11 protein-coding genes are annotated in these 23,043 nt (G+C 62.9%); 7 read left to right on the top strand and 4 right to left on the bottom strand.

From position 1 onward, the window contains the following. Positions 1-52 precede the first annotated feature (52 nt). Together AC0R79_RS21565 and AC0R79_RS21560 are read left to right on the top strand one after the other, a co-directional pair. On the top strand, positions 53-13,054 hold the full coding sequence (locus AC0R79_RS21565; protein ID WP_474731644.1) for a non-ribosomal peptide synthetase: 13,002 nt from the start codon (positions 53-55) through the stop codon (positions 13,052-13,054). A 158-nt stretch (positions 13,055-13,212) separates the two neighbouring features. Beyond that, entirely contained in the window at positions 13,213-14,025 is an 813-nt protein-coding gene (locus AC0R79_RS21560; RefSeq protein ID WP_127799123.1) for an alpha/beta fold hydrolase, read from the top strand. Between the two features lie 31 nt (positions 14,026-14,056). On the opposite strand, the gene dsbG is transcribed toward AC0R79_RS21560, so the two are convergent. From dsbG to AC0R79_RS21540, 4 genes are all read right to left on the bottom strand, one after another. After that, positions 14,057-14,827 (bottom strand): thiol:disulfide interchange protein DsbG, encoded by a 771-nt coding sequence (gene dsbG, locus AC0R79_RS21555; RefSeq protein WP_007955786.1) that lies wholly within the window; start codon positions 14,825-14,827, stop codon positions 14,057-14,059. Beyond that, positions 14,803-15,675 carry a TlpA family protein disulfide reductase gene (locus tag AC0R79_RS21550; RefSeq protein ID WP_474731643.1) on the bottom strand — a complete coding sequence of 291 codons (873 nt, stop codon included), beginning with the start codon at positions 15,673-15,675 and terminating at the stop codon, positions 14,803-14,805. Before AC0R79_RS21550 ends, dsbG begins: the two co-directional genes overlap by 25 nt. Continuing rightward, positions 15,675-17,405, bottom strand: coding sequence for a protein-disulfide reductase DsbD (gene dsbD / locus AC0R79_RS21545; RefSeq protein ID WP_474731642.1), 1,731 nt, complete (start codon positions 17,403-17,405; stop codon positions 15,675-15,677). The genes AC0R79_RS21550 and dsbD overlap by 1 nt, the downstream gene beginning before the upstream one ends. Before the next feature lie 124 nt (positions 17,406-17,529). Then, the gene (locus AC0R79_RS21540; RefSeq protein WP_474731641.1) at positions 17,530-18,201 is read right to left on the bottom strand and encodes a hypothetical protein; all 672 of its coding nucleotides are present in this window, start codon (positions 18,199-18,201) and stop codon (positions 17,530-17,532) included. A 299-nt stretch (positions 18,202-18,500) separates the two neighbouring features. On the opposite strand from AC0R79_RS21540, the gene AC0R79_RS21535 reads away from it, so the two are divergent. The 5 genes from AC0R79_RS21535 to AC0R79_RS21515 all read left to right on the top strand — a co-directional run bounded on the left by AC0R79_RS21535 (position 18,501) and on the right by AC0R79_RS21515 (position 22,958). Further along, complete coding sequence (locus AC0R79_RS21535; RefSeq protein ID WP_474731640.1) at positions 18,501-19,181, top strand: response regulator; 681 nt, start codon at positions 18,501-18,503, stop codon at positions 19,179-19,181. Further along, a complete protein-coding gene (locus AC0R79_RS21530; protein ID WP_127799113.1) occupies positions 19,181-20,503 on the top strand; it encodes an ATP-binding protein in 1,323 nt (440 codons plus the stop codon). The genes AC0R79_RS21535 and AC0R79_RS21530 overlap by 1 nt, the downstream gene beginning before the upstream one ends. A 106-nt stretch (positions 20,504-20,609) precedes the next feature. Further along, entirely contained in the window at positions 20,610-21,095 is a 486-nt protein-coding gene (locus AC0R79_RS21525) for a GNAT family N-acetyltransferase (protein WP_375747618.1), read from the top strand. A gap of 142 nt (positions 21,096-21,237) precedes the next feature. Next, the gene (locus AC0R79_RS21520; protein WP_207983524.1) at positions 21,238-22,650 is read left to right on the top strand and encodes an aspartate aminotransferase family protein; all 1,413 of its coding nucleotides are present in this window, start codon (positions 21,238-21,240) and stop codon (positions 22,648-22,650) included. An 83-nt stretch (positions 22,651-22,733) separates the two neighbouring features. Beyond that, a complete protein-coding gene (locus AC0R79_RS21515) occupies positions 22,734-22,958 on the top strand; it encodes an MbtH family protein (protein ID WP_007917715.1) in 225 nt (74 codons plus the stop codon). Positions 22,959-23,043 lie beyond the last annotated feature (85 nt).

The raw sequence follows: 23,043 nt of genomic DNA, 5'->3' as shown, positions 1-23,043 counted from the left end.
TGCCGCAGCCAACCCGATTCCACCAGCAAGCCGAATTCAGGCAGGAAACCTCATGACCGACGCGTTCGAACTCCCCAGCACCCTGGTCCAAGCCCTCCAGCGCCGCGCGGCCCTGACGCCGGATCGGCTGGCCTTGCGCTTTCTCGCCGAAACCGAGGAACAGGCTGTGGTGCTCAGTTATCGCGAACTCGATCAGCGCGCGCGCACCATCGCGGCAGCGTTGCAGGCCGAGGCCGGATTCGGTGATCGTGCGGTATTGCTGTTCCCGAGCGGCCCGGATTACGTCGCGGCGTTCTTTGGTTGCCTGTACGCGGGCGTGATCGCGGTGCCGGCTTATCCGCCGGAATCGGCCAAGCGTCACCATCAGGAACGCCTGCTGTCGATCATCGCCGATGCCGAACCGCGCTTGCTGCTGACCAGCGCCGACCTGCGCGACGCCCTGCAGCAAATCGAAGGCGCGCCGCCGCTGTTGTGCGTCGACACCCTCGACGCTGCACTGGCCGAACGCTGGGTCGAGCCGACCTTGCCGCAAGATCACATCGCCTTCCTGCAATACACCTCCGGCTCCACCGCGCTGCCCAAGGGCGTGCAGGTCAGCCACGGCAACCTAGTGGCCAACGAACTGCTTATTCGTCACGGTTTCGGCATCGACGTGAACCCGGACGACGTGATCGTCAGCTGGCTGCCGCTGTACCACGACATGGGCCTGATCGGCGGTCTGCTGCAACCGATCTTCAGCGGTGTGCCGTGCATCCTGATGTCGCCGGCGTACTTCCTCGGCCGGCCGTTGCGCTGGCTCGAAGCGATCAGCCAATACGGCGGCACCATCAGCGGCGGGCCAGACTTTGCCTATCGTCTGTGCAGCGAGCGGGTCAGCGAATCGGCGCTGGAACGTCTCGACCTGAGCCGCTGGCGCGTGGCCTATTCCGGCTCCGAGCCGATCCGTCTCGACACCCTCGAGCGCTTCGCCGAGAAATTCACCGCGTGCGGTTTCAGCGAAGACAGTTTCATGGCGTCCTACGGTCTGGCGGAAGCGACTCTGTTCGTCGCGGGCACACCGCGCGGCACCGGGATTCCTGCACTGCGCGTCGACGATCAAGCCCTGGCAAAGAACCGCGCCGAAGCGGGCGAGGGCAGCCCGATCATGAGTTGCGGTATCAGCCAGCCCGATCATGCGGTGCTGATCGTCGAGCCGAACACCCTCGAAGAACTGGCCGACAATGCCGTCGGTGAAGTCTGGGCTGCCGGCCCGAGCATCGCCCTCGGCTACTGGCGCAACCCCGAGGCCAGCGCCAAGACTTTCGTCCAGCATGCCGGCCAGACCTGGCTGCGTACCGGTGACCTAGGTTTCATCCGCGAAGGTGAACTGTTCATCACCGGCCGCCTGAAAGACATGCTGATCGTGCGCGGTCACAACCTCTATCCGCAGGACCTCGAAAAGACGGTCGAGAACGAAGTGGAAGTGGTGCGCAAGGGGCGCGTTGCAGCATTCGCGGTCAATCAGAATGGCGAAGAAGGCATTGGCATCGCGGCGGAAATCAGCCGCAGCGTGCAGAAAATCCTCCCGCCCGAAGCGCTGATCAAAGCCATCCGCCAGGCCGTGGCCGAGGCGTATCAGGAAGCGCCGAGCGTGGTGGTGCTGCTCAACCCGGGCGCGCTGCCGAAGACCTCCAGCGGCAAGCTGCAACGTTCGGCCTGCCGCAATCGCCTGGCTGATGGCAGCCTCGACAGCTACGCGGTGTTCCCGTCGGCCACCGCTGAAACCGCTCATGAGTCGACCGCGTCCGCCTCCGAACTGGAAGCGTTGATCGGCAAAATCTGGGCCGAACAACTCAACGTCAAACAGGTCAACGCCGACGATCATTTCTTCCTGCTCGGCGGCAACTCGATCGCCGCGACTCAAGTGATTGCCAAGGTTCGCGAAGAGCTGAGTCTGGAGCTGAACCTGCGCCTGCTGTTCGAAGCCCCAACCCTGTCCGCATTCGCCGCAGCCGTCGCGCAACAGCAACAGGACGGCGGCAGCGCCCAGGGCGAAATCACCGCCCTGTCGCGCAACGAAGCACTGCCGCAATCCCTGGCGCAGAACCGATTGTGGATCACCTGGCAACTCGATCCGCACAGCAGCGCCTACAACATCCCTGGTGCCCTGCGCCTGCGCGGCGAACTGGACGAAGACACCCTGCGCGCCAGTTTCCAGCAACTGATCGAGCGCCACGAATCCCTGCGTACGCGCTTCTTCGAACGCGACGGTGTGGCGCTGCAACAGGTCGAAGCGGCGGGTGAGTTCAACCTGCAACTGATCGACATCAGCGACCTGCCGGCCAGCGAGCGTGAAGCCCGCGCACAACAGATCCGCGAAGACGAAGCCCGCTCCCAGTTCGATCTGGAGAAAGGCCCGTTGCTGTGGGTGACGCTGGTTCGTCTCGATGACGAGGATCACCAGTTGCTGGCGACCCTGCACCACATCATCGCCGACGGCTGGTCGCTGAACGTTTTGATCGACGAGTTCTCGCGTCTGTACGCCGCCGCTTCCCAAGGTCAGCGCGCGGAACTGGCGCCGCTGCCAACCCAATACGCCGACTACGGCAGCTGGCAGCGCCAATGGCTGGCGCAAGGCGAGGGCGAGCGGCAACTGGCGTACTGGAAAACGCAGTTGGGTGACGAGCATCCGACCCTGGAACTGGCGACCGACCATCCGCGTTCTGCCAAGCAAAAGCACAGCGCCGCACGCCATAGCGTTCGTCTGGGGATCAGCCTCAGCGACGCGATCCGCCAGACGGCACAGGCTTATCAATCCACGCCGTTCATGCTGTTGCTCTCGGCGTTCCAGAGTTTGCTGCATCGCTACAGCGGCCAGCGCGACATTCGCATCGGTGTGCCGAACGCCAACCGTCCGCGTCTGGAAACCCAGGGCCTGATCGGCTTCTTCATCAACACCCAGGTGCTGCGCGCCGATGTCGATTCGCGTCTGCCGTTCACCGAACTGCTGGCGCAAACCCGTCAGGCGGCACTCGGTGCCCAGGCGAATCAGGACCTGCCATTCGAACAACTGCTCGAAGCCTTCCCGCAGGCCCGCGAACAAGGCCTGTTCCAGGTCATGTTCAACCACCAGCAGCGCGACCTGAGTGCGCTCAAACGTCTGCCGGGCCTGCTGGCCGAGGAACTGCCGTGGCACAGCCGCGAGGCCAAGTTCGATCTGCAACTGCACAGTGAAGAAGACCATAACGGTCGCCTGACGCTGTCCTTCGACTACGCCGATGAGCTGTTCGACGCCGCGACCATCGAGCGCCTCGCCGAGCATTTCAGCAACCTGCTGCGTGCCGTCTGCGAACGTCCGGAACAAACCATCGGCGAGCTGCAATTGCTGACCGCCGCCGAAAATACTCAGCAAAGCGAATGGAGCATTGCCCCGTGCACCCCGGCGCAACAATGGCTGCCGGAACTGCTCAACGAACAAGCGCGGCAAACCCCTGATCGCACCGCACTGGTGTGGGACGGCGGCAGCCTCGACTTCGCCGAACTGCACGCCCAGGCCAACCGTCTCGCCCATTACCTGCGCGACAAAGGCGTCGGCCCGGACGTGTGCGTGGCCATCGCCGCCGAGCGTTCGCCGCAACTGCTGATCGGCCTGCTGGCGATCATCAAGGCCGGTGGCGCCTACGTGCCGCTGGACCCGGATTACCCGGCCGAGCGTCTGGCCTACATGCTCAATGACAGCGGCGTCGAACTGCTGCTGACCCAGACCACATTGCTCGACCGCTTGCCGGCCCGCGAAGGCGTCAGCGTGATCGCCATGGACACCCTGCACCTGGAGAACTGGCCGAGCCAGGCACCGGGTCTGCATCTGCACGGCGACAACCTCGCCTACGTGATTTACACCTCCGGCTCCACCGGCCAGCCGAAAGGCGTGGGCAACACTCACGCGGCGCTGGCCGAACGTCTGCAATGGATGCAAAACACCTATCGCCTCGACGAAACCGACGTGCTGATGCAAAAAGCGCCGATCAGTTTCGACGTGTCGGTGTGGGAATGCTTCTGGCCGCTGATCACCGGTGCGCGTCTGCTGATCGCCGGCCCCGGCGAACACCGCGATCCGCATCGCATCGCGCAGCTTGTTCAAGAATATGGCGTGACCACGCTGCACTTTGTGCCGCCGCTGCTCTCGCTGTTTATCGACGAACCGTTGAGTGCCGAGTGCACCAGCCTGCGCCGCGTGTTCTCCGGCGGTGAAGCGCTGCCGGCGGAACTGCGCAACCGCGTGTTGGCGCAACTGCCAGCGGTGCAACTGCACAACCGTTATGGCCCGACCGAGACCGCGATCAACGTCACCCACTGGCATTGCAGCATGGCGGATGGCGAGCGTTCGCCGATTGGTCGTCCGCTGGGCAACGTGGTCTGCCGCGTGCTCGATAGCGATCTCAATCCTGTGCCGGCCGGTGTGCCGGGTGAACTGTGCATCAGCGGTATCGGCCTGGCCCGTGGTTACCTCGGCCGGCCGGCGCTGACCGCCGAGCGTTTCGTGGTTGATCCGCTGGGCGAGCAGGGCGCGCGTCTGTACCGCACCGGTGACCGCGCACGCTGGACGAATGATGGCGTGATCGAATACCTCGGCCGTCTCGATCAGCAGGTCAAACTGCGCGGCTTCCGCGTCGAGCCGGAAGAAATCGAAGCCCGTCTGCTGGCTCAGGATGGCGTCGCTCAGGCCGCCGTGCTGGTGCGTGAAACCGTCGCCGGCCCGCAACTGATCGGCTACTTCACCGCCACTGATGCCAGTGAAGATCAGGACGGGCAAATCGCTCGCCTGAAAGCCGCACTGGCTGCCGAGTTGCCGGAATATATGGTCCCGGCGCAATTGATGCGCCTGGACGCAATGCCCTTGAGCCCGAGCGGCAAACTCGATCGCCGCGCCTTGCCCGAGCCGCAATGGCAGGTGCGCGAGCACGTCGAGCCGGTCACCGAGCTGGAAAAGCAGGTCGCCGCAATCTGGCGCGAAGTGCTCGGCCTGAAGCAGGTCGGCCTGCGCGACGATTTCTTCGCCCTCGGCGGTCACTCGCTGCTGGCCACGCAAATCATCTCCCGCACCCGTCAGGCCTGCGACGTCGAACTGCCGTTGCGCGCCTTGTTCGAACACAGCGAACTGGGTGATTTCGCCGAGCAGATCCGCCAGATCCAGGCCAGCGGTCGCACCAACAAACAGCCGCCGATCGACAAGGTTGATCGCAGCCAACCGGTGCCGCTGTCCTACTCGCAGCAGCGCATGTGGTTCCTCTGGCAGATGGAGCCGGACAGCCCGGCGTACAACGTCGGCGGCATGGCGCGCCTGCGTGGCGTGCTCGATGTCGGGCGTTTCGAGGCAGCATTGCAAGCGTTGATCCTGCGTCACGAAACCCTGCGCACCACGTTCCCGAGTATCGACGGCGTGGCCCGTCAGCAGGTGCATGCCGAGACCGGCGTGCGCATGGACTGGAAGGATTTCTCGAAACTCGCCACCGATGTGCGCGAGCAGAAAGTTCAGCAACTGGCCGACGATGAAGCGCATCTACCGTTCGATCTGGAAACCGGCCCGCTGCTGCGCGCCTGCCTGGTCAAGACTGCCGAGCAAGAGCATTACTTCGTCCTGACCCTGCACCACATCGTCACCGAAGGCTGGGCGATGGACATCTTCGCCCGTGAACTCAGCGCGCTGTATGAAGCGTTCGTCGACGATCGCGAATCGCCGCTGCAACCGTTGCCGGTGCAGTACCTCGACTACAGCGTGTGGCAGCGCAACTGGCTGGAGTCCGGCGAGCGTCAGCGTCAGCTCGACTACTGGACCGCGCAACTGGGCCGCGAACACCCGCTGTTGGAACTGCCGGGCGACCGGCCGCGTCCGCCGGTGCAAAGTCATCAGGGTGAGCTGTTCCGTTTCGACCTCAGCGATGATCTCGCCGCGCGGGTTCGCGCCTTCAATGCGCAGAACGGTCTGACCCTGTTCATGACCATGACCGCTGCCCTCGCCACACTGCTTTACCGCTACAGCGGCCAGACCGATCTGCGCATCGGCGCGCCAGTGGCCAACCGTATCCGCCCGGAAAGCGAAGGCCTGATCGGTGCGTTCCTCAACACCCAGGTGCTGCGTTGCCAGCTCGACGGCCAGATGTCGGTCGGCGAATTGTTCGAGCACGTGCGCCACACCGTGATCGAAGGCCAGTCCCATCAGGATCTGCCGTTCGATCATCTGGTGGAGGCGTTGCAGCCACCGCGCAGTGCCGCGTACAACCCGTTGTTCCAGGTGATGTGCAACGTGCAGCGCTGGGAATTCCAGCAAAGCCGCATGCTCGCCGGCATGACCGTCGAGTACCTGGCCAACGATGCGCGGGCGACCAAGTTCGACCTCAACCTGGAAGTCACCGACCTCGACCATCGCCTCGGTTGCTGCCTGACGTACAGCACTGATCTGTTCGACGAGCCGACCATCGCGCGCATGGCCAAGCATTGGCGCAACCTGCTGGAAGCGTTGATCGCCGACCCGCAACAACGCCTCAGCGAACTGCCGTTGCTCGACGCTCCTGAACAGCAGCAATTGCTCGACAGCCTTGGTGTCGAGCCGGGCGAGCGTCGTCTCGATCAGTGCATCCATCACCTGTTCGCCGAGCAGGCACTGGCGCGCAAAGACGCGCCGGCCCTGACCTTCGCCGGGCAGACCCTGAGCTACGCCGAACTCGATGCCCGCGCCAACCGCCTGGCCTGGGCCCTGCGTGAACGCGGTGTCGGCCCGCAAGTGCGGGTCGGCCTGGCGCTGGAGCGTTCGCTGGAAATGGTCGTCGGCCTGTTGGCGATTCTCAAGGCCGGCGGCGCCTATGTGCCGCTGGACCCGGAATACCCGCTCGACCGTCTGCATTACATGATCGAAGACAGCGGCGTCGGCCTGTTGCTCAGCGACCGCGCGATGTTCAAGGCACTCGGCGAGCTGCCGTCGAATGTGGCGCGCTGGTGCCTGGAAGACGACAGCGCGGCGCTGGCCCATTACCCGGCAACCGAGCTGCCATTTATCAGCCTGCCGCAGCATCAGGCGTACCTGATCTACACCTCGGGTTCCACCGGCAAGCCGAAAGGTGTGGTGGTGTCTCACGGTGAAATCGCCATGCACTGCCAGGCGGTGATCGAGCGCTTCGGCATGCGTCCGGACGACTGCGAACTGCACTTCTATTCGATCAACTTCGACGCCGCCACCGAGCGTCTGCTGGTGCCGCTGCTCAGCGGCGCGCAGGTTGTGCTGCGTGCTCAGGGTCAGTGGGACGCGGAAGAAATCTGCGGCCTGATCCGCGAACATCGGATCAATATTCTCGGTTTCACCCCGAGCTACGGCAGCCAGCTGGCGCAGTTCCTCGCGACGCAAAACGACATCCTGCCGGTGCGCATGATCATTACCGGCGGCGAGGCGCTGACCGGCGAACACCTGCAACGGATTCGCGCGGCGTTCAAACCGAGCCTGTTCTTCAACGCCTACGGCCCGACCGAAACCGTGGTCATGCCGCTGACCAGTCTCGCGCCAGAAGTATTGGAAGAGGGCGCCGGCAGTGTGCCGATCGGCAGCGTGATCGGTGATCGCGTGGCCTACATTCTCGACGCTGATCTGGCGCTGGTGCCGCAAGGCGCGACCGGTGAATTGTTCGTCGGTGGCGCCGGTCTGGCGGTGGGGTATCACGAGCGTGCAGGCATCACTGCCGAACGTTTCGTCGCCGACCCGTTTGCCATCGATGGCGGGCGCATGTACCGCACCGGCGACCTGGTGCGCCAGCGCGCCGACGGTCTGGTGGAATACCTGGGGCGGATCGACCATCAGGTGAAGATCCGTGGTTTCCGCATCGAGCTGGGCGAGATCGAAACCCGTCTGCTCGATCACGATTCGATCCGCGAAGCGGTGGTGCTGGCGCTGGATGCGCCGAGCGGCAAGCAACTGGTTGGCTATCTGGTGACCGAGGTCGCTTCGCGCGGCGAAGCCGAGCAGGCCGAACTGCGCGAAGCGCTGAAGGCGCACCTGAAGACGCAACTGCCGGACTACATGGTGCCGACCCATCTGATTCTGCTGGCGAGCATGCCGCTGACCGCCAACGGCAAACTCGATCGCCGCGCCTTGCCGGCACCGGATCCGGAGCTCAATCGTCAGGATTACGTGGCGCCAAGCAACGAGCTGGAGCAGACCCTGGCGCAGATCTGGTGCGAGGTGCTCAACGTCGAGCAGGTCGGTCTGAACGACAACTTCTTCGAACTGGGCGGCGACTCGATCCTGTCGATTCAAGTGGTCAGCCGGGCGCGTCAGCAGGGCATTCACTTCAGCCCGCGTGATCTGTTCCAGCACCAGACCGTTCAGACGTTGGCGGCTATCGCCAGTCGCAGTGAAACCGTGACGGCTGAACAAGGTTTGGTGTCCGGCGAATCGCGTCTGACACCGATCCAGCACTGGTTCTTCGACACCGAGATTCCCGAGCGTCAACACTGGAACCAGGCGTTGTTGCTGGAGCCGACTGTTGCACTGGAACCGCATCGTCTGGAGCAAGCGCTGTTGGCGGTAATCGAGCAGCATGACGCCTTGCGTCTGCGCTTCAGCGAGATCAACGGCGCATGGCAAGCGACCCATCAACCGGTGACTGATGCTGCCGTGCTGTGGCAGGTTCGCGTGCCGTCGATGGACAAGTGCGCCGCGCTGTTCGCCGATGCCCAGCGCAGCCTCGACCTTGCCCAGGGCCCGCTGATGCGCGCAGTTTTGGTCGATGGGCCGGACGCTCGGCAACGGCTGTTCATCGCGATCCATCACCTGGTGGTCGACGGTGTGTCGTGGCGCGTTCTGCTCGACGATCTGCAAACCGTGTATCGCCAGCTCGACGCCGATCAGTCGGTGAAACTGCCGGCCAAAACCAGCGCCTTCAAGGACTGGGCGGCGCGTTTGCAGGCTTACGCCGGCAGTGAATCCCTGCGTGAAGAACTGAGCTGGTGGCAAGCGCAACTGGCCGGCCCGACTGCCGATTTGCCGTGCGAACGTCCTGAGGGCGGTCGCGAGAATCGCCACGCGCAAACCGTCAGCGTGCGTCTGGATGCCGAGCGCACCAGGCAACTGCTGCAACAGGCGCCGAGCGCCTATCGCACGCAGGTCAACGACCTGTTGCTGACCGCGCTGGCCCGCGTGCTGTGCCGCTGGAGCGGTCAGCCGTCGGCGCTGATTCAACTGGAAGGCCACGGCCGCGAAACCCTGTTCGACGAGATCGACCTGACCCGTACCGTCGGCTGGTTCACCAGCGCCTATCCGCTGCGCCTGACCCCACACAACATCGAAGAGGCTGCCGGGCAGGGCGCTTCGATCAAGGCGATCAAGGAACAACTGCGTGCCGTGCCGCACAAGGGTCTCGGTTATGGCGTGCTGCGTTATCTCGCCGATGACGCCAGCCGTCAGAGCATGGCGGTGTTGCCGAGCGCGCCGATTACCTTCAACTACCTCGGCCAGTTCGACCAGAGCTTCGGCAGCGATGCGCTGTTCCGTCCGCTGGATGAATCGGTTGGTGCCGCCCACGATCCGCACGCACCACTGCCGAACGAGTTGAGCGTCGACAGTCAGGTGTACGGCGGGGAACTGCTGCTGCGCTGGACCTTCAGCGCCGAACGCTACGACGCGCAGACCATCAACGAGCTGGCCGATGCCTACGTCGGCGAGTTGCAGAGCCTGATCGAACATTGCCTGCAGGACGAGGCCGGTGGCCTGACGCCGTCGGACTTCCCGCTGGCGAAACTGACCCAGGCGCAACTTGACGCATTGCCGGTGCCGGCGGCGCACATCGAAGACGTGTACCCGCTGACGCCGATGCAGGAAGGCATGCTGCTGCACACCTTGCTCGAACCGGGCACCGGTCTGTACTACATGCAGGATCGCTACCGCATCAACAGCGAACTCGACCCCGAGCGTTTCGCCCAGGCGTGGCAAGCGGTGGTCGCCCGTCACGAAGCGTTGCGTGCGTCGTTCTGCTGGAACGTCGGCGAAGACATGCTGCAAGTGATCCATACGCCGGGTCGTACGCCGATCGAATATCTGGACTGGAGCGCCATCGCTGACGCCGAGCAGGAGCCGAAACTGCAAGCGCTGCTCAAGGCCGAACGCGAAGCCGGGTTCGATCTGCTCAATCAGGCACCGTTCCACCTGCGCCTGATCAAGGTCGGCGCGGCGCGTTACTGGTTCATGATGAGCAACCACCACATTCTGATCGATGCCTGGTGCCGTTCGTTGCTGATGAACGATTTTTTCGAGATATACACCGCTCTGGGCGAAGGTCGTGAAGCGCAACTGGCAGTGCCGCCACGCTACCGCGATTACATCGGCTGGCTGCAACGCCAGAGCCTGGCCGAGGCGCGTCAGTGGTGGCAGCAGAACCTGCAAGGCTTCGAGCGCACCACGCCGATCCCGAGCGACCGTCCGTTCCTGCGTGAACACGCCGGCGAAAGCGGCGGCATGATCGTCGGCGACCGCTACACCCGACTGAATGTCGAGGACGGCGCCCGTCTGCGCGAACTGGCCCAGGCCCATCAGCTGACCATCAACACCTTCGCCCAGGCGGCGTGGGCACTGGTGCTGCGCCGCATGAGCGGTGATCGCGACGTGCTGTTCGGCGTGACCGTGGCCGGGCGCCCGGTGGAAATGCCGGAGATGCAGCGCACCGTCGGCCTGTTCATCAACAGCATCGCGCTGCGGGTGCAGATCCCGGCGGACGATCAGCGCGCCAGCGTGCGTCAGTGGCTGAGCGGTCTGCTCGACAGCAACATGCAACTGCGCGAGTACGAATACCTGCCGCTGGTGAACATCCAGGAACAGAGCGAACTGCCGAAAGGCCAGCCGCTGTTCGACAGTCTGTTCGTGTTCGAAAACGCCCCGGTGGAAGTCTCGGTGCTGGACCGTGCGCAGAGCCTCAACGCGACCTCGGACTCGGGCCGTACCCATACCAACTTCCCGCTGACAGCCGTGTGCTACCCGGGTGACGACCTCGGTCTGCACCTGTCTTACGATCAGCGCTACTTCGACGAGTCGACCATCGAGCGCATGCTCGGTGAGTTCAAGCGTCTGTTGCTGGCGTTGGTCGACGGCTTCCATGGCGACATGGCCGACCTGCCGTTGCTTGGCCAAGAGGAACAGGACTTCCTGCTCCACGGCTGCAACCAGAGTGAGCACGACTATCCGCTGGAACAGAGCTACGTCGAGCTGTTCGAAGCGCAGGTCGCACAACATCCGCAACGCATTGCCGCCAGTTGCCTCGATCAGCAACTGAGCTATGCCGAGCTGAACCAGAACGCCAACCGTCTCGGCCATGCATTGGTCGCGGCCGGGGTGCAGATGGATCAACCGGTGGCGTTGCTGGGCGAACGTAATCTGGATCTGCTGGGCATGATCATCGGCAGCTTCAAGGCCGGTGCCGGTTACCTGCCACTGGATCCGGGTCTGCCGAGCCAGCGTTTGCAACGCATTATTGAGCTCAGTCGCACGCCGGTGCTGGTGTGCACCGAGGCTTGCCGCGAACAGGCGACGACCTTGCTGGATGAGTTCAGCTGCGCCAACCGTCCACGCTTGCTGGTGTGGGAAGAGGTTCAGGCCAGCGCGGTGTCGTCGGCGAATCCGGGCCTCTTCAGCGGCCCGGACAACCTGGCTTACGTGATCTACACCTCGGGCTCCACCGGGTTGCCGAAAGGCGTGATGGTCGAACAGCGCGGCATGCTCAACAACCAGTTGAGCAAGGTGCCGTACCTGAACCTGAGCGACGCCGATGTGATCGCCCAGACCGCTTCGCAAAGCTTCGACATTTCGGTCTGGCAGTTCCTCGCCGCGCCGCTGTTCGGGGCGCGGGTGGACATCGTGCCGAACACCATCGCCCACGATCCGCAAGGCTTGCTGGTGCATGTGCAACAGCAGGGCATCACCGTGCTGGAGAGCGTGCCGTCGCTGATTCAGGGCATGCTCGCCTCGGATCGTCTGAGCCTCGACGGGCTGCGCTGGATGCTGCCGACCGGTGAAGCAATGCCGCCGGAACTGGCGCACCAATGGCTGCTGCGTTATCCGGAGATCGGTCTGGTTAATGCCTATGGCCCGGCGGAGTGTTCGGACGACGTGGCGTTCTTCCGCGTCGACCTGGCCTCGACTCGCGGCAGCTATCTGCCGATCGGTACGCCGACCGACAACAACTTGCTGTACCTGCTCGATGGCGCGCTGGATCTGGTGCCGCTAGGTGCGGTGGGTGAGTTGTGTGTGGCGGGCACCGGGGTCGGTCGTGGCTATGTCAGCGATCCGCTGCGCACCGCGCCGGTGTTTGTGCCGAATCCATTCGGTGCGCCGGGTGAGCGCCTGTATCGCACCGGTGACCTGGCGCGCCGCCGCAGTGACGGCGTGCTGGAGTACGTCGGCCGGGTCGATCATCAGGTGAAGATTCGCGGTTACCGGATCGAGCTGGGTGAAATCGAGGCGCGTCTGCACGAGCAACCGGAAGTCCGCGACGGGGCGGTCGGCGTGCAGGAAGGCGTCAACGGCAAGCATCTGGTCGGCTACCTGGTGGCCGCAGATTCCGCACTGAATCAGAGCGAACGCCTGGAGCGGATCAAGCAGCGCCTGCGCGCCGAACTGCCGGAATACATGGTGCCGCTGCACTGGTTGTGGCTCGACCGGTTGCCGCTCAACGCCAACGGCAAACTCGACCGCAAGGCTTTGCCGGTGCTGGAGATCGGCCAGTTGCAAAGCCAGGATTACCTGGCGCCGCGCAGCGAGCTGGAGCAGACCCTGGCCGATATCTGGGCCGAGGTACTGAAGGTCGAGAAGGTCGGGGTACGTGACAACTTCTTCGAACTCGGCGGCCATTCGCTGCTCGCCACGCAGATCGCCTCGCGGGTGCAGAAAGCGCTGCAACGGGACGTTCCGCTGCGGGCGATGTTCGAATGCAGCACGGTGGAGGAACTGGCCGGGTACATCGAAGGGCTGGCGGCCAGCGACATTACCGAGGAGAAGGTTGATCGTCTAAATGATCTGATGGCGGAGTTGGAAGGCTTGTAGTTTCCAATGTCTGTACCGGCCTCATCGCTGGCTTGCCAGCGATGGCGTCGGTGCATTCAATGCAATTCAGCCGGTGCATTGGTGTACGTTTGTATAGTTGACGATCCCGAACCGGCAGCCCAGTCTGCCGGTTCTCTTTTTTGTCGCGGGGGTGATCGATGGCTTTCTTCGAAGTTGACGGACAGGCGCTTCACTACATTGATCAAGGCACAGGCCCGGCGGTGTTGCTGGCTGGCAGCTACCTGTGGGATCAGGCCATGTGGGCACCGCAGATCGCAGCGCTATCGGCGCACTATCGGGTGATTGCACTGGATCTGTGGGGGCACGGCGAATCCGGTCGCTTGCCTGAAGGCACCGCTTCGCTGGACGACATCGCCCGTCAGGCACTGGCCTTGCTCGATCATCTGGACATTGACCGGGTGACGCTGGTCGGGTTGTCGGTCGGCGGCATGTGGGGCGTGCGTCTGGCGTTGTCGGCGCCGCAGCGGCTCAACGGTCTGGTGCTGATGGACACTTACGTCGGCGTCGAGCCGGAACCGACTCGTCAGTATTATTTCTCGCTGTTCAAACAGATCGAGGAAAGCGGCGGGATCTCCGAGCAACTGCTGGATATCGTGGTGCCGATCTTCTTCCGCCCGGGCATCGATCGAGAGTCGGCGCTGTATCAGGATTTCCGCGCAAAACTCGCCGGGTATTCCGCCGAACGCCTGCGCGACAGCATCGTGCCGATGGGTCGCATCACCTTTGGCCGTGACGATCTGTTGCCGCGTCTGGGCGAACTGAATGCGGCGACCACGCTGGTGGTCTGCGGCGATCAGGACAAGCCACGCCCGCCGTCGGAAGCACGGGAAATGGCTGAGCTGATTGGCTGTCCGTGCGTGCTGGTGCCGGAGGCGGGGCATATCTCCAATCTGGAGAATCCGTCGTTCGTGACCGACACGCTGCTGAAATTTCTGGCTGAACTGAAGTAACGAAAACGCCCACGCATTGCGTGGGCGTTTTTTATTTCGGGCCGAGAATCTTCGCCAGTTTGTCCGGCGTCGGCGCGCCTTGCTGTTGTTGCAGTTCGCCCTTGTCGTCCATGTAGAAGATCGCCGGGGTGGCCTGCAAGTCCAGGTCTTCCATCAGTTGCATGTTCGCGGCAAGTTTGGTCTGCACCGCGACCGGAATGTCCTTCAAGGCCTTGAGGGTGCTGGCCTTGCCGGCCTTCTCGTGATCTTCCAGGGCTTTGCTCGGGTCTTTGGCGGCGAGCAGGGCGGCGGATTTGGCCGGGCTGTCTTCGCGGATGATGCCGACCATGATGTGCCGCAGCTGCACCTTGCCGGCCTTGACCCATGGACGGGCCTGTTCCCAGAACATGTTGCAGTAAGGGCAGTTCGGATCGCTGAACAGGTACACGGTGCGCGGCGCATCCTTGTTGCCGTCCTGAATCCAGTTGCTCGCTTCGAACTTGGCCCAGACTTCCTTGGCCATCGGCGCGTAGACCAGTTTTTGCAGCGGCGCGCTGCTCAGGTCATTGCCGTCGGCGTCATACAGATTGCCCAGCAGCACATGCTTGCCGTCCGGCGTCAGGTACAGCGCCATGCCGCGGTTTTGGTATTGCGCGGCGTAACCGCGCAAGCCGTCCGGCGCGTCGAACTGGCCGACGATTTTCGCGCCCTTGGCTTCGATTTTCTTGATCGCTTCAGGCAGTTCTTCAGCGGCCTGGACCGACGGCAAGTGCAGCAGGGCTGCGCTCATGGTCAGCGTCAGCAAGTGGCGGAGGCGGGGCATGGCAGTTTCCTTGAAGAAGAGGTGGCCGGATTCGGGCTGGAAGCCGGGGTGTCGAAGTTTTCCAGAGCGCGGGCCAGGCTGGCGTTCGACAACTCGCCCAGATGGCTGCCCAGCAGGCGACCGTCCGGGCTATAGAACAGCGTAGTCGGCAGGGCCATGGAACCCACGGCCTGGCCGAGGCGTCCGCTGCGGTCGAACAGCACGTTGTTCAGGCTCAAGCCCTGGGTTTCGAGAAACGTGGCGACGCTTTGCATGCTTTCGGCCTGATTGACGAACAGGAATGTCAGGTCCGGGCGTTGTTGCTGGGCGTTTTCCAGCACCGGCATTTCCCGGCGGCACGGCGGGCACCAAGTGGCCCAAAGGTTGATCACCAGCGGCCCGCCCTGATAGTCGGTGAGTTTCACGGTTTCCCCGGCGGCGTTGCGCAGGCTGATGTCCGGCAGGCGCGTGCCTTGCTCGTAGATGTTCAGGGACAAAGTCGCCAGCACCCAGAACGCCACGCCGCTGACCACGCCGAACCCCAGCGGTCGACGCAAACCCGGCCGGCGCCAGCCGCGATACAGCGCCGCCAGCAACAGCACGATCACCCCCGGCCAGGCGAGAAAACCGCCGTCGCGCAGGTCGATGATCTGCCACGGGTCGTTGCGATAGTGGCCCCAGTACACAGCGACAAACGCAATGCGCGCCGCCAGCATGCCGAGCAGAAACAGGCTGAACAGCGCCGACTCGGGGTTGTCGCCGCCGCGCTTGGCCACCCGCCAGCCGACGAAGGTCGCCAGCGCCAGCGCGCTGATCAGCAGCAGGTGGTTGAGTGCGATGGCAAAGGTGCCGAGGGTGAAGGTCAGCATTAACGGGCGTCTCGGGTGGTGGTCCAGCGTTGCAGGAAAGTATCGGCATCGACCTCGCCGGTGATGCGCTGGCTGCGGCGCTCTTCGCCGTCGGCGCCGACCCACACGAAACTCGGTGGCCCCGGCACTTTATAACGGCCGAGCAGTTCGCGGCTGGCGGCATTGTCGGCGGTGACGTCGAGTCGGAGCAAGCGCACATCGCTCAGGGCCTGCATCACCCGCGCCTGGCCGAACACCTGTTTCTCCATGACTTTGCACGACGTGCACCAGTCGGCGTAGTAATCGAGCAGCACCCACTGGCCCTGCGCTTTGGCGGCGTCGAGCTCGCGTTGCAGGGCAGCGGGATCCTTGATCGTCGTGAAGGCTTCGTGGCCGCTGGGCGCCGCAGATCCGACGCGGCCGCCGCTGTACACCTGCAACGGCTGATACGGATCGTCACTGCCGCCTGCCGCACCGACCACCAGCAGACTGCCCCACAAGCCCAGCAACAGCGAACCGGCACCGAACAAGTGAGCCACGCGACCAAAGCCGTCGGACTGTTTCCAGGCACTGTACGCGGCGATCAACAGCAGCGCGCCGCACAAACCCAGCCATAGCGACGGATCCAGCACCGGGCGCAGCATCAGCAGCGCGGTGGCAAGGAACAGGAAACCGAACACGCCCTTGAGCAGGTTCATCCACGCGCCGGGCTTGGGCAGGAAGCGATTGCCGACGGTTACCAGCAACAGCAGCGGAACGCCGATGCCGATGCCCAGGGCAAACAGGATCAGACCGCCGTGCAGCGCGTTGCCACTTTGCGCGATGTAAAGCAGGGCGCCGGCCAGCGGTGCGGTCATGCACGGGCCGACCAGCAGACCGGACAACGCGCCCAATACACCGGCGCCGACCAGACTGCCACCGCGTTGACTGCGCGAGGCGTGTTCCAGTCGATCCCGCAGTGCCACCGGCAATTGCAACTCGAAGAAGCCGAACATCGGCAGCGCCAGAACCACAAACACGGCCGCGAACGTTCCGAGCAGCCACGGGTTCTGCAACCACGCCTGCAGGTTCGCCCCCAGCAGCGCGGCGATGACGCCCATCGCCGCATACACCAGCGCCATGCAAACCACATAACTGCCAGCCAGCGCGAAACCGCGACGCGGCGTGGCGCCACTGCCCACGACCATGCCCGCCAGAATCGGCAGCATCGGCAACGAACACGGGGCAAACGCCAGCAGCAGACCGAGGCCGAAGAACACCAGCAGACTCCAGCCCAGCGAATGCTGTTGCAGACCGCTGGCCAGTGCCTGATCCGGCGCTTCACCTGTCGTTGCTGCGGCTTTGCCGCCGAGGTCAATCACTCTGGTTTGTGGTGGATAGCAAAGACCGGCGTCGGCGCAGCCCTGATAACTGACCTTGATCTGGCCCTGTGCGGCTGCCGGGATTTTCAGCTCGAGGCCCTGGCGATAAACCGGCTGTTCGCCGAAATACTCGTCGCTGTGGGACTCGCCTTCGGGCAGGGCCGGCACGTTTTGCGTCGCCAGCCCGTCGAACTTCAGACGCTTCTGATACAGGTAATAGCCGTCGGCGATTTGCCAGAACAGCTGGGTCTCACCGGAATCCAGACGTTCCGAGGTCAGCACGAATGCCTTGTCGACCGGCAGGAACTCCGGTTTTGACGCAAAGGGATCATTCCCCGCCTGGGCCAGACTCGAAATCAACAGTGCAAACAATAGAAAAAAATGACGCATGGAGGAGCCTTGTCCCTGTGCAATTGAGGGGCACAGTGGCGGGCGGCGATTAACCGATGATTAACCGGAGTTATCCATGCGTCGAGCCTGCGAGACGCTGCAGCGTTGCAAACGAATGAGGGAATCAGAGACCGCGGGTTAACCCGGCGAATGTGCCACTGACATTGCGCACACCTCCCTCGACTGCGCCTTTTTGCATATTGAAAACCACAAACTGGTCATTGGTCAGGAAGATGCACCAGAGGTTATCGCTGAAAGTCGGATCAATCTGCGCCGCAGTAACAAGGCGATCTTTATAAGGTGCAAGTCCGGGCAGTATTGCATCGGCTTGGTGATTGATTTTTTGCGTCACCGTGTGGAATGTCAGACGAGTTCCGTCATTCAACAGGAAAAGAAACTCGTACTTGTGTCCGATGGCTTCCAGCCAGGTGCCGGCAACGATTCTGTCGAAGTAAGGCAGGATCGGCGTCCAGAGAGAGTTGGATAGATCGTAAAAGGCATCAGCCTTGTCATTGTCCTGGTCATAGGCGCACACCCACGGGCGTTCACCGTTGTAGAAGAACAACCAGGCAATGTCCTTGTCGCCTGCCCTTGTTTGCGTAAATCCGAAGCGCAGGTGCTTGGCATAGGCATCGAAACCTGGCCAGTTTCCCTTGATCGGTTTTGGATATTCGTTGGGTACTTTTTCATCGCCATTGTTGTAACGGGAGAATTGATCAGTATCTTTGAAGAAGAAGTAAATCCGGTCAGGGCCGGAGCGCCAGTCGATGGCGACGAAGTTGTTAAGTTTGGACATTTGATGTTTGCTTCTGAAGAATGATAGTTGTTTGATTTGATGTTTGTGTGTTTTGCAGTTGGAGGTTATATCGATAAATAGTGGTTGTGCACTGATTTAGTGATTGCTGTTTGTGACATTGGGGGGTGTCAAGTTGTTGCCTGTGAACTTATTAGTTGTCGTTGCAGTAATTGGCGTTGAGAAAGACCTCGCCCGTGGTCGTATACGTCGGGATCGTGCTTTTCCTTGGCGCGGGCAGTGTCCATAATTGCCGCTTAATCCTCTCCTGCTTGAATCGCGTTTTTTCTCATGGAGCTCCCATGCACGTACTGGTTTGCGAAGACGATGAGTTGATCGCCAGCGGGATCGTCGCCGGGCTGACGACACAAGGCCTGACGGTCGAGCACGTCAACACCGCCTCCAAGGCGCGGGCGATCCTCAAGGTTGCCGAATTCGACGTGATGGTGCTCGATCTTGGCCTGCCGGACGAAGATGGCCTCAAACTGCTGCAACAACTGCGTCAGCAGGGCCTGGAGATTCCGGTACTGATCCTTACCGCGCGGGACTCGGTCACCGATCGTGTCGACGGTTTGCAGTCCGGTGCCGACGACTACCTGCTCAAGCCGTTCGACCTGCGTGAATTGTTCGCCCGTCTGCAAACCCTGTTGCGCCGGGTAGCCGGGCGCAGCGTCAACCTGATCGAACACGGCGCGCTGACCTACGACCCGAGCAGTCGGGAAACCACGCTGGCGGGCCGTTCGGTAGACCTGTCCCGTCGCGAACAATCCCTGCTGCAGGCCTTGCTGCACAACCGTGGCCGGGTGCTATCCACCGAGCAGTTGAAGGACAGCGTCTACGGTTTCAACGATGAACTGGAGAGCAACGCACTCAACGTGCACATCCATCACCTGCGCAGCAAACTGGGTAAAGGCATCGTCGAAACCGTGCGCGGTCTGGGCTACCGCCTCGGCCCGGCCGATGGTGGAGAACCTGACAAGTGATGAGTCTGCGCCTGCGCCTGAGCCTGACCCTCGGCGCCGCGTTCGCGCTGATCTGGGCACTGGCGGCTGCCTGGATGCTCAGCGACTTGCGCAACCAGATGATGTTTTCCCTCGACCAGCGGCTGGTGGCGTCGGCGCGGATGGTCGCCGGGCTGCTGGAACAACTGCCGGCCATCCCGAGCAAAGGCGAAGGCACTCACTTCAGCGCCGAGCAACTGAACATTCCCGGCGGGATGGCCTGTCAGGTCAGTTCGCTGCGCGGGGAAATCCTCGCCCGCAGCCACAACAACCCGGAGCAGGCGCTGGAAGCCCAGAAGATGGGCTTCCACGATCAGATGATCGATGGCGCGCCATGGCGCAGCTTCACCCTCGCCCGAGGCGATGTGCGAATCACCACCGCCGACCGGGTGATCGAGCGCGAAGCCCTGAACATGTCGATCCTGCTGGCGGCCTCGGTGCCGGTGGGTGTGGCGCTGCTTGGCTGCCTGTGCCTGTTGTGGCTGGGGATCGGCCAGGGCCTGGCGCCGCTCAATCGCTTGCGTGAAGCCTTGATGCGTCGCAATGCGGATTCGCTGGAGCCTTTGCAGTTGCAGTCATTCCCCAGCGAATTGAAACCGCTGCTCGAAACCCAGAACCAGTTGTTCCAGCGCATCGGCAAGACCATCGAACGCGAACGTCGCCTGACCGGCGATGCCGCCCATGAACTGCGCAGCCCGCTGACGGCGATCAAGACCCACCTGCAAGTGGCGCGCATGACCGAAGGCAGTGCCCGCGATCAGTCCCTGGCCCGGGCCGAGGAGGGCGCCGACCGCCTGCACCGGACCCTTGAGCAATTACTGTTGCTGGCGCGGGTCGAGGGCAGTCTGTCGTTCGACGACGGTGTGCAGTGCAGCGCCGAACAGGTGGCGAAACTGGCGATTCAGGATTCGGCCAGTGACCAGCGCCAGCGGATCAAGCTGCATCTGCCTGAGCGATTGTCCGATGCGCCCTTGCAAATGCCGGCGGTGCTGTCGATCGCGGCTCTGCGTAATCTGTTGGACAACGCCCTGCGCCATACGCCGACCGACGGCGCGGTGGAGTTGAGCCTGGAAACCACCGCCAATCGCGTGCGTTTCGTGGTGCGCGATCATGGGCCGGGGATTGCCCCGGACGATCTGCAACATCTGACCCAGCGCTTCTGGCGCAACGGCCAGAGCACCGGCTGCGGGCTGGGGCTGGCGATTGTCCAGGCCATCGTTCAACGCTGCGCCTGCACCCTGCATTTCGACAGCCGCCCGGATGGTTTGCGGGTCGAGCTGACCATGCCGCTGCAACCGGTCTGACATTTGCCAGGCACATCAAATGTAACCTCTCTCCATTAGTCATCCGCCGGCCGCGACGTTATTGTCGCCCCAGCCTTTGACTCAATGGATTGAGGGAAACAGCGCCATGGAAGCACCCATTCACATCTGTCCCGCCACAGTCGCCGACGCCGGCCTCATCAGCCGGATTCTCGAACGCTCGATCCGCGTCGGTTGCGCGCTCGATCATCGCAACGATCCACAACTGGTCGACCACTGGGTTCGCCGACAATCGGCGGAACACATCAGCGGCTGGCTCGCTGATCCGCATCTCTATCTGAATATCGCGCTTCTTCACGATAAGCCGGTCGGGGTCGGCATGGCCGCCGCCAATGGCGAGATCACGTTTTGTCATGTGCAGCCGGAGTGGTTTCGCCGGGGTGCGGGCCGCGCGTTGATGGGCGATCTCGAGGGCTGGCTGCGGGTTCGCGGCCGGCCTTGCGTCATGCTCGCCAGCACGCGCACCGGCGAGGCGTTCTACCGGCGCCTGGGGTATCGCGAAGCGGCGTCTGCCTTCACGCATCACGGCGTTTTAAGCCTGCCGATGCACAAGCCGCTGGCATTGTCGGCCTGACATTCGATCAAGAGTGTAAATCCTCGACACGCTGGTGCGTTTCCAGAACAGGAAAACCTGCATGTGCGCCCCGCGACCGGAACGCGCACCTGCCCGGTGTGCAGTTTTGGTCACTATCCATAGCGTATTGAGGGGTCGAGAGATGTCAGTCGCCACCAGCCTTATCGAAGAGTCTTCGGCCCGGATCGCCTCCGCGCCGGCTGAAACGCTGTATCAGTTCAATGAATCGCCGTTGCTGGCCCGTCAGAGCCAGCAGGAATCCAATGCCCGCAGCTATCCGCGGCGTATTCCCTTGGCACTCAAACGTGCCAAAGGTCTGTACGTCGAAGACGTCGAAGGTCGTACCTTCATCGATTGCCTGGCCGGTGCTGGCACTCTGGCGCTGGGGCATAACCACCCGGTGGTGATCGAAGCGATCCAGCAGGTGCTGGCCGATGAACTGCCACTGCACACCCTGGACCTGACCACGCCGGTGAAAGACCAGTTCGTGCAGGACCTGTTTGGCCTGTTGCCGCCTGCATTGGCCAAGGAAGCGAAAATCCAGTTCTGCGGCCCGACCGGCACCGACGCCGTGGAAGCTGCGCTGAAACTGGTGCGCACCGCCACCGGGCGCAGCACCGTGCTGTCGTTTACCGGCGGTTACCACGGCATGAGCCAGGGGGCCTTGAGCCTGATGGGCAGCCTGGGGCCGAAAAAGCCGCTGGGTGCGCTGCTCAGCAACGGCGTGCAATTCATGCCGTTCCCGTACGACTACCGCTGCCCGTTCGGCCTCGGTGGCGCGGCGGGTGTGAAGGCTAATCTGAGCTACCTGGAAAACCTGCTCAATGATCCCGAGGCTGGCGTGCAATTGCCGGCAGCGGTGATCGTCGAAGCGGTGCAGGGTGAGGGCGGTGTGATCCCGGCGGACATCGAGTGGCTGCGTGGTCTGCGTCGCATCACCGAAAAGGCTGGCGTGGCACTGATCATCGACGAAATCCAGAGCGGCTTCGCCCGCACCGGCAAGATGTTTGCCTTTGAACACGCCGGCATCACTCCGGACGTGGTGGTGCTGTCCAAAGCCATCGGCGGCAGCCTGCCGCTGGCGGTGGTGGTTTATCGCGACTGGCTCGACACCTGGCAGCCGGGGGCCCACGCCGGTACGTTCCGTGGCAACCAGATGGCGATGGCCGCCGGTTCTGCGGTGATGCGTTATCTGGTCGAGCACAAGGTCTGCGAACACGCCGCCGCCATGGGCGAGCGCTTGAGCGAGCACTTGCACATTCTGCAGCGTGACTTCCCGCAACTGGGCGACATTCGCGGTCGTGGCCTGATGCTCGGTGTCGAACTGGTCGATCCGAACGGTACGCCGGACGCACTGGGCCATCCGCCGGCCTTCGCACGTCTGGCGCCGCTGGTTCAGCGCGAATGCCTCAAGCGCGGGCTGATTCTGGAGCTGGGCGGGAGGCATGGTGCGGTGGTGCGATTCCTGCCGCCGCTGGTGATCACCGCCGCTGAAGTCGACCGCGTCGCCGAGATTTTCGGCCGAGCGTTGAGCGCTGCGACCGCCGGCCTGTAAATTTTTCGCCACGTCGAACGTTCTTTCTACATACCCGGCTGCACCCGTCGTGCAGCCCACCCCTACAGCGATGGAGACACAGCATGACGTCAGTATTCGACCGCGAGGACATCCTCTTTCAAGTCGTGGTCAACCACGAAGAGCAGTACTCGATCTGGCCGGACTATAAGGCCGTGCCGGAAGGCTGGCGCACCGTCGGCAAGAGTGGCCTGAAAAAGGAATGCCTGGCCTACATCGAAGAAGTCTGGACCGACATGCGCCCGCTGAGCCTGCGCCAGAAAATGGAAGCGCAAGCGGCTGCACAGTAAGTCTTCAGCCAAAAAGAAACCCGCTGGACTGGAAACAGTCAGCGGGTTTTTTCATGTCGATCGTTCCCACGCTCTGCGTGGGAAT

The sequence above is a fragment of the Pseudomonas sp. HD57-3 genome (assembly GCF_056113135.1).
This window is presented reverse-complemented; position numbering and strand designations above follow the sequence as displayed.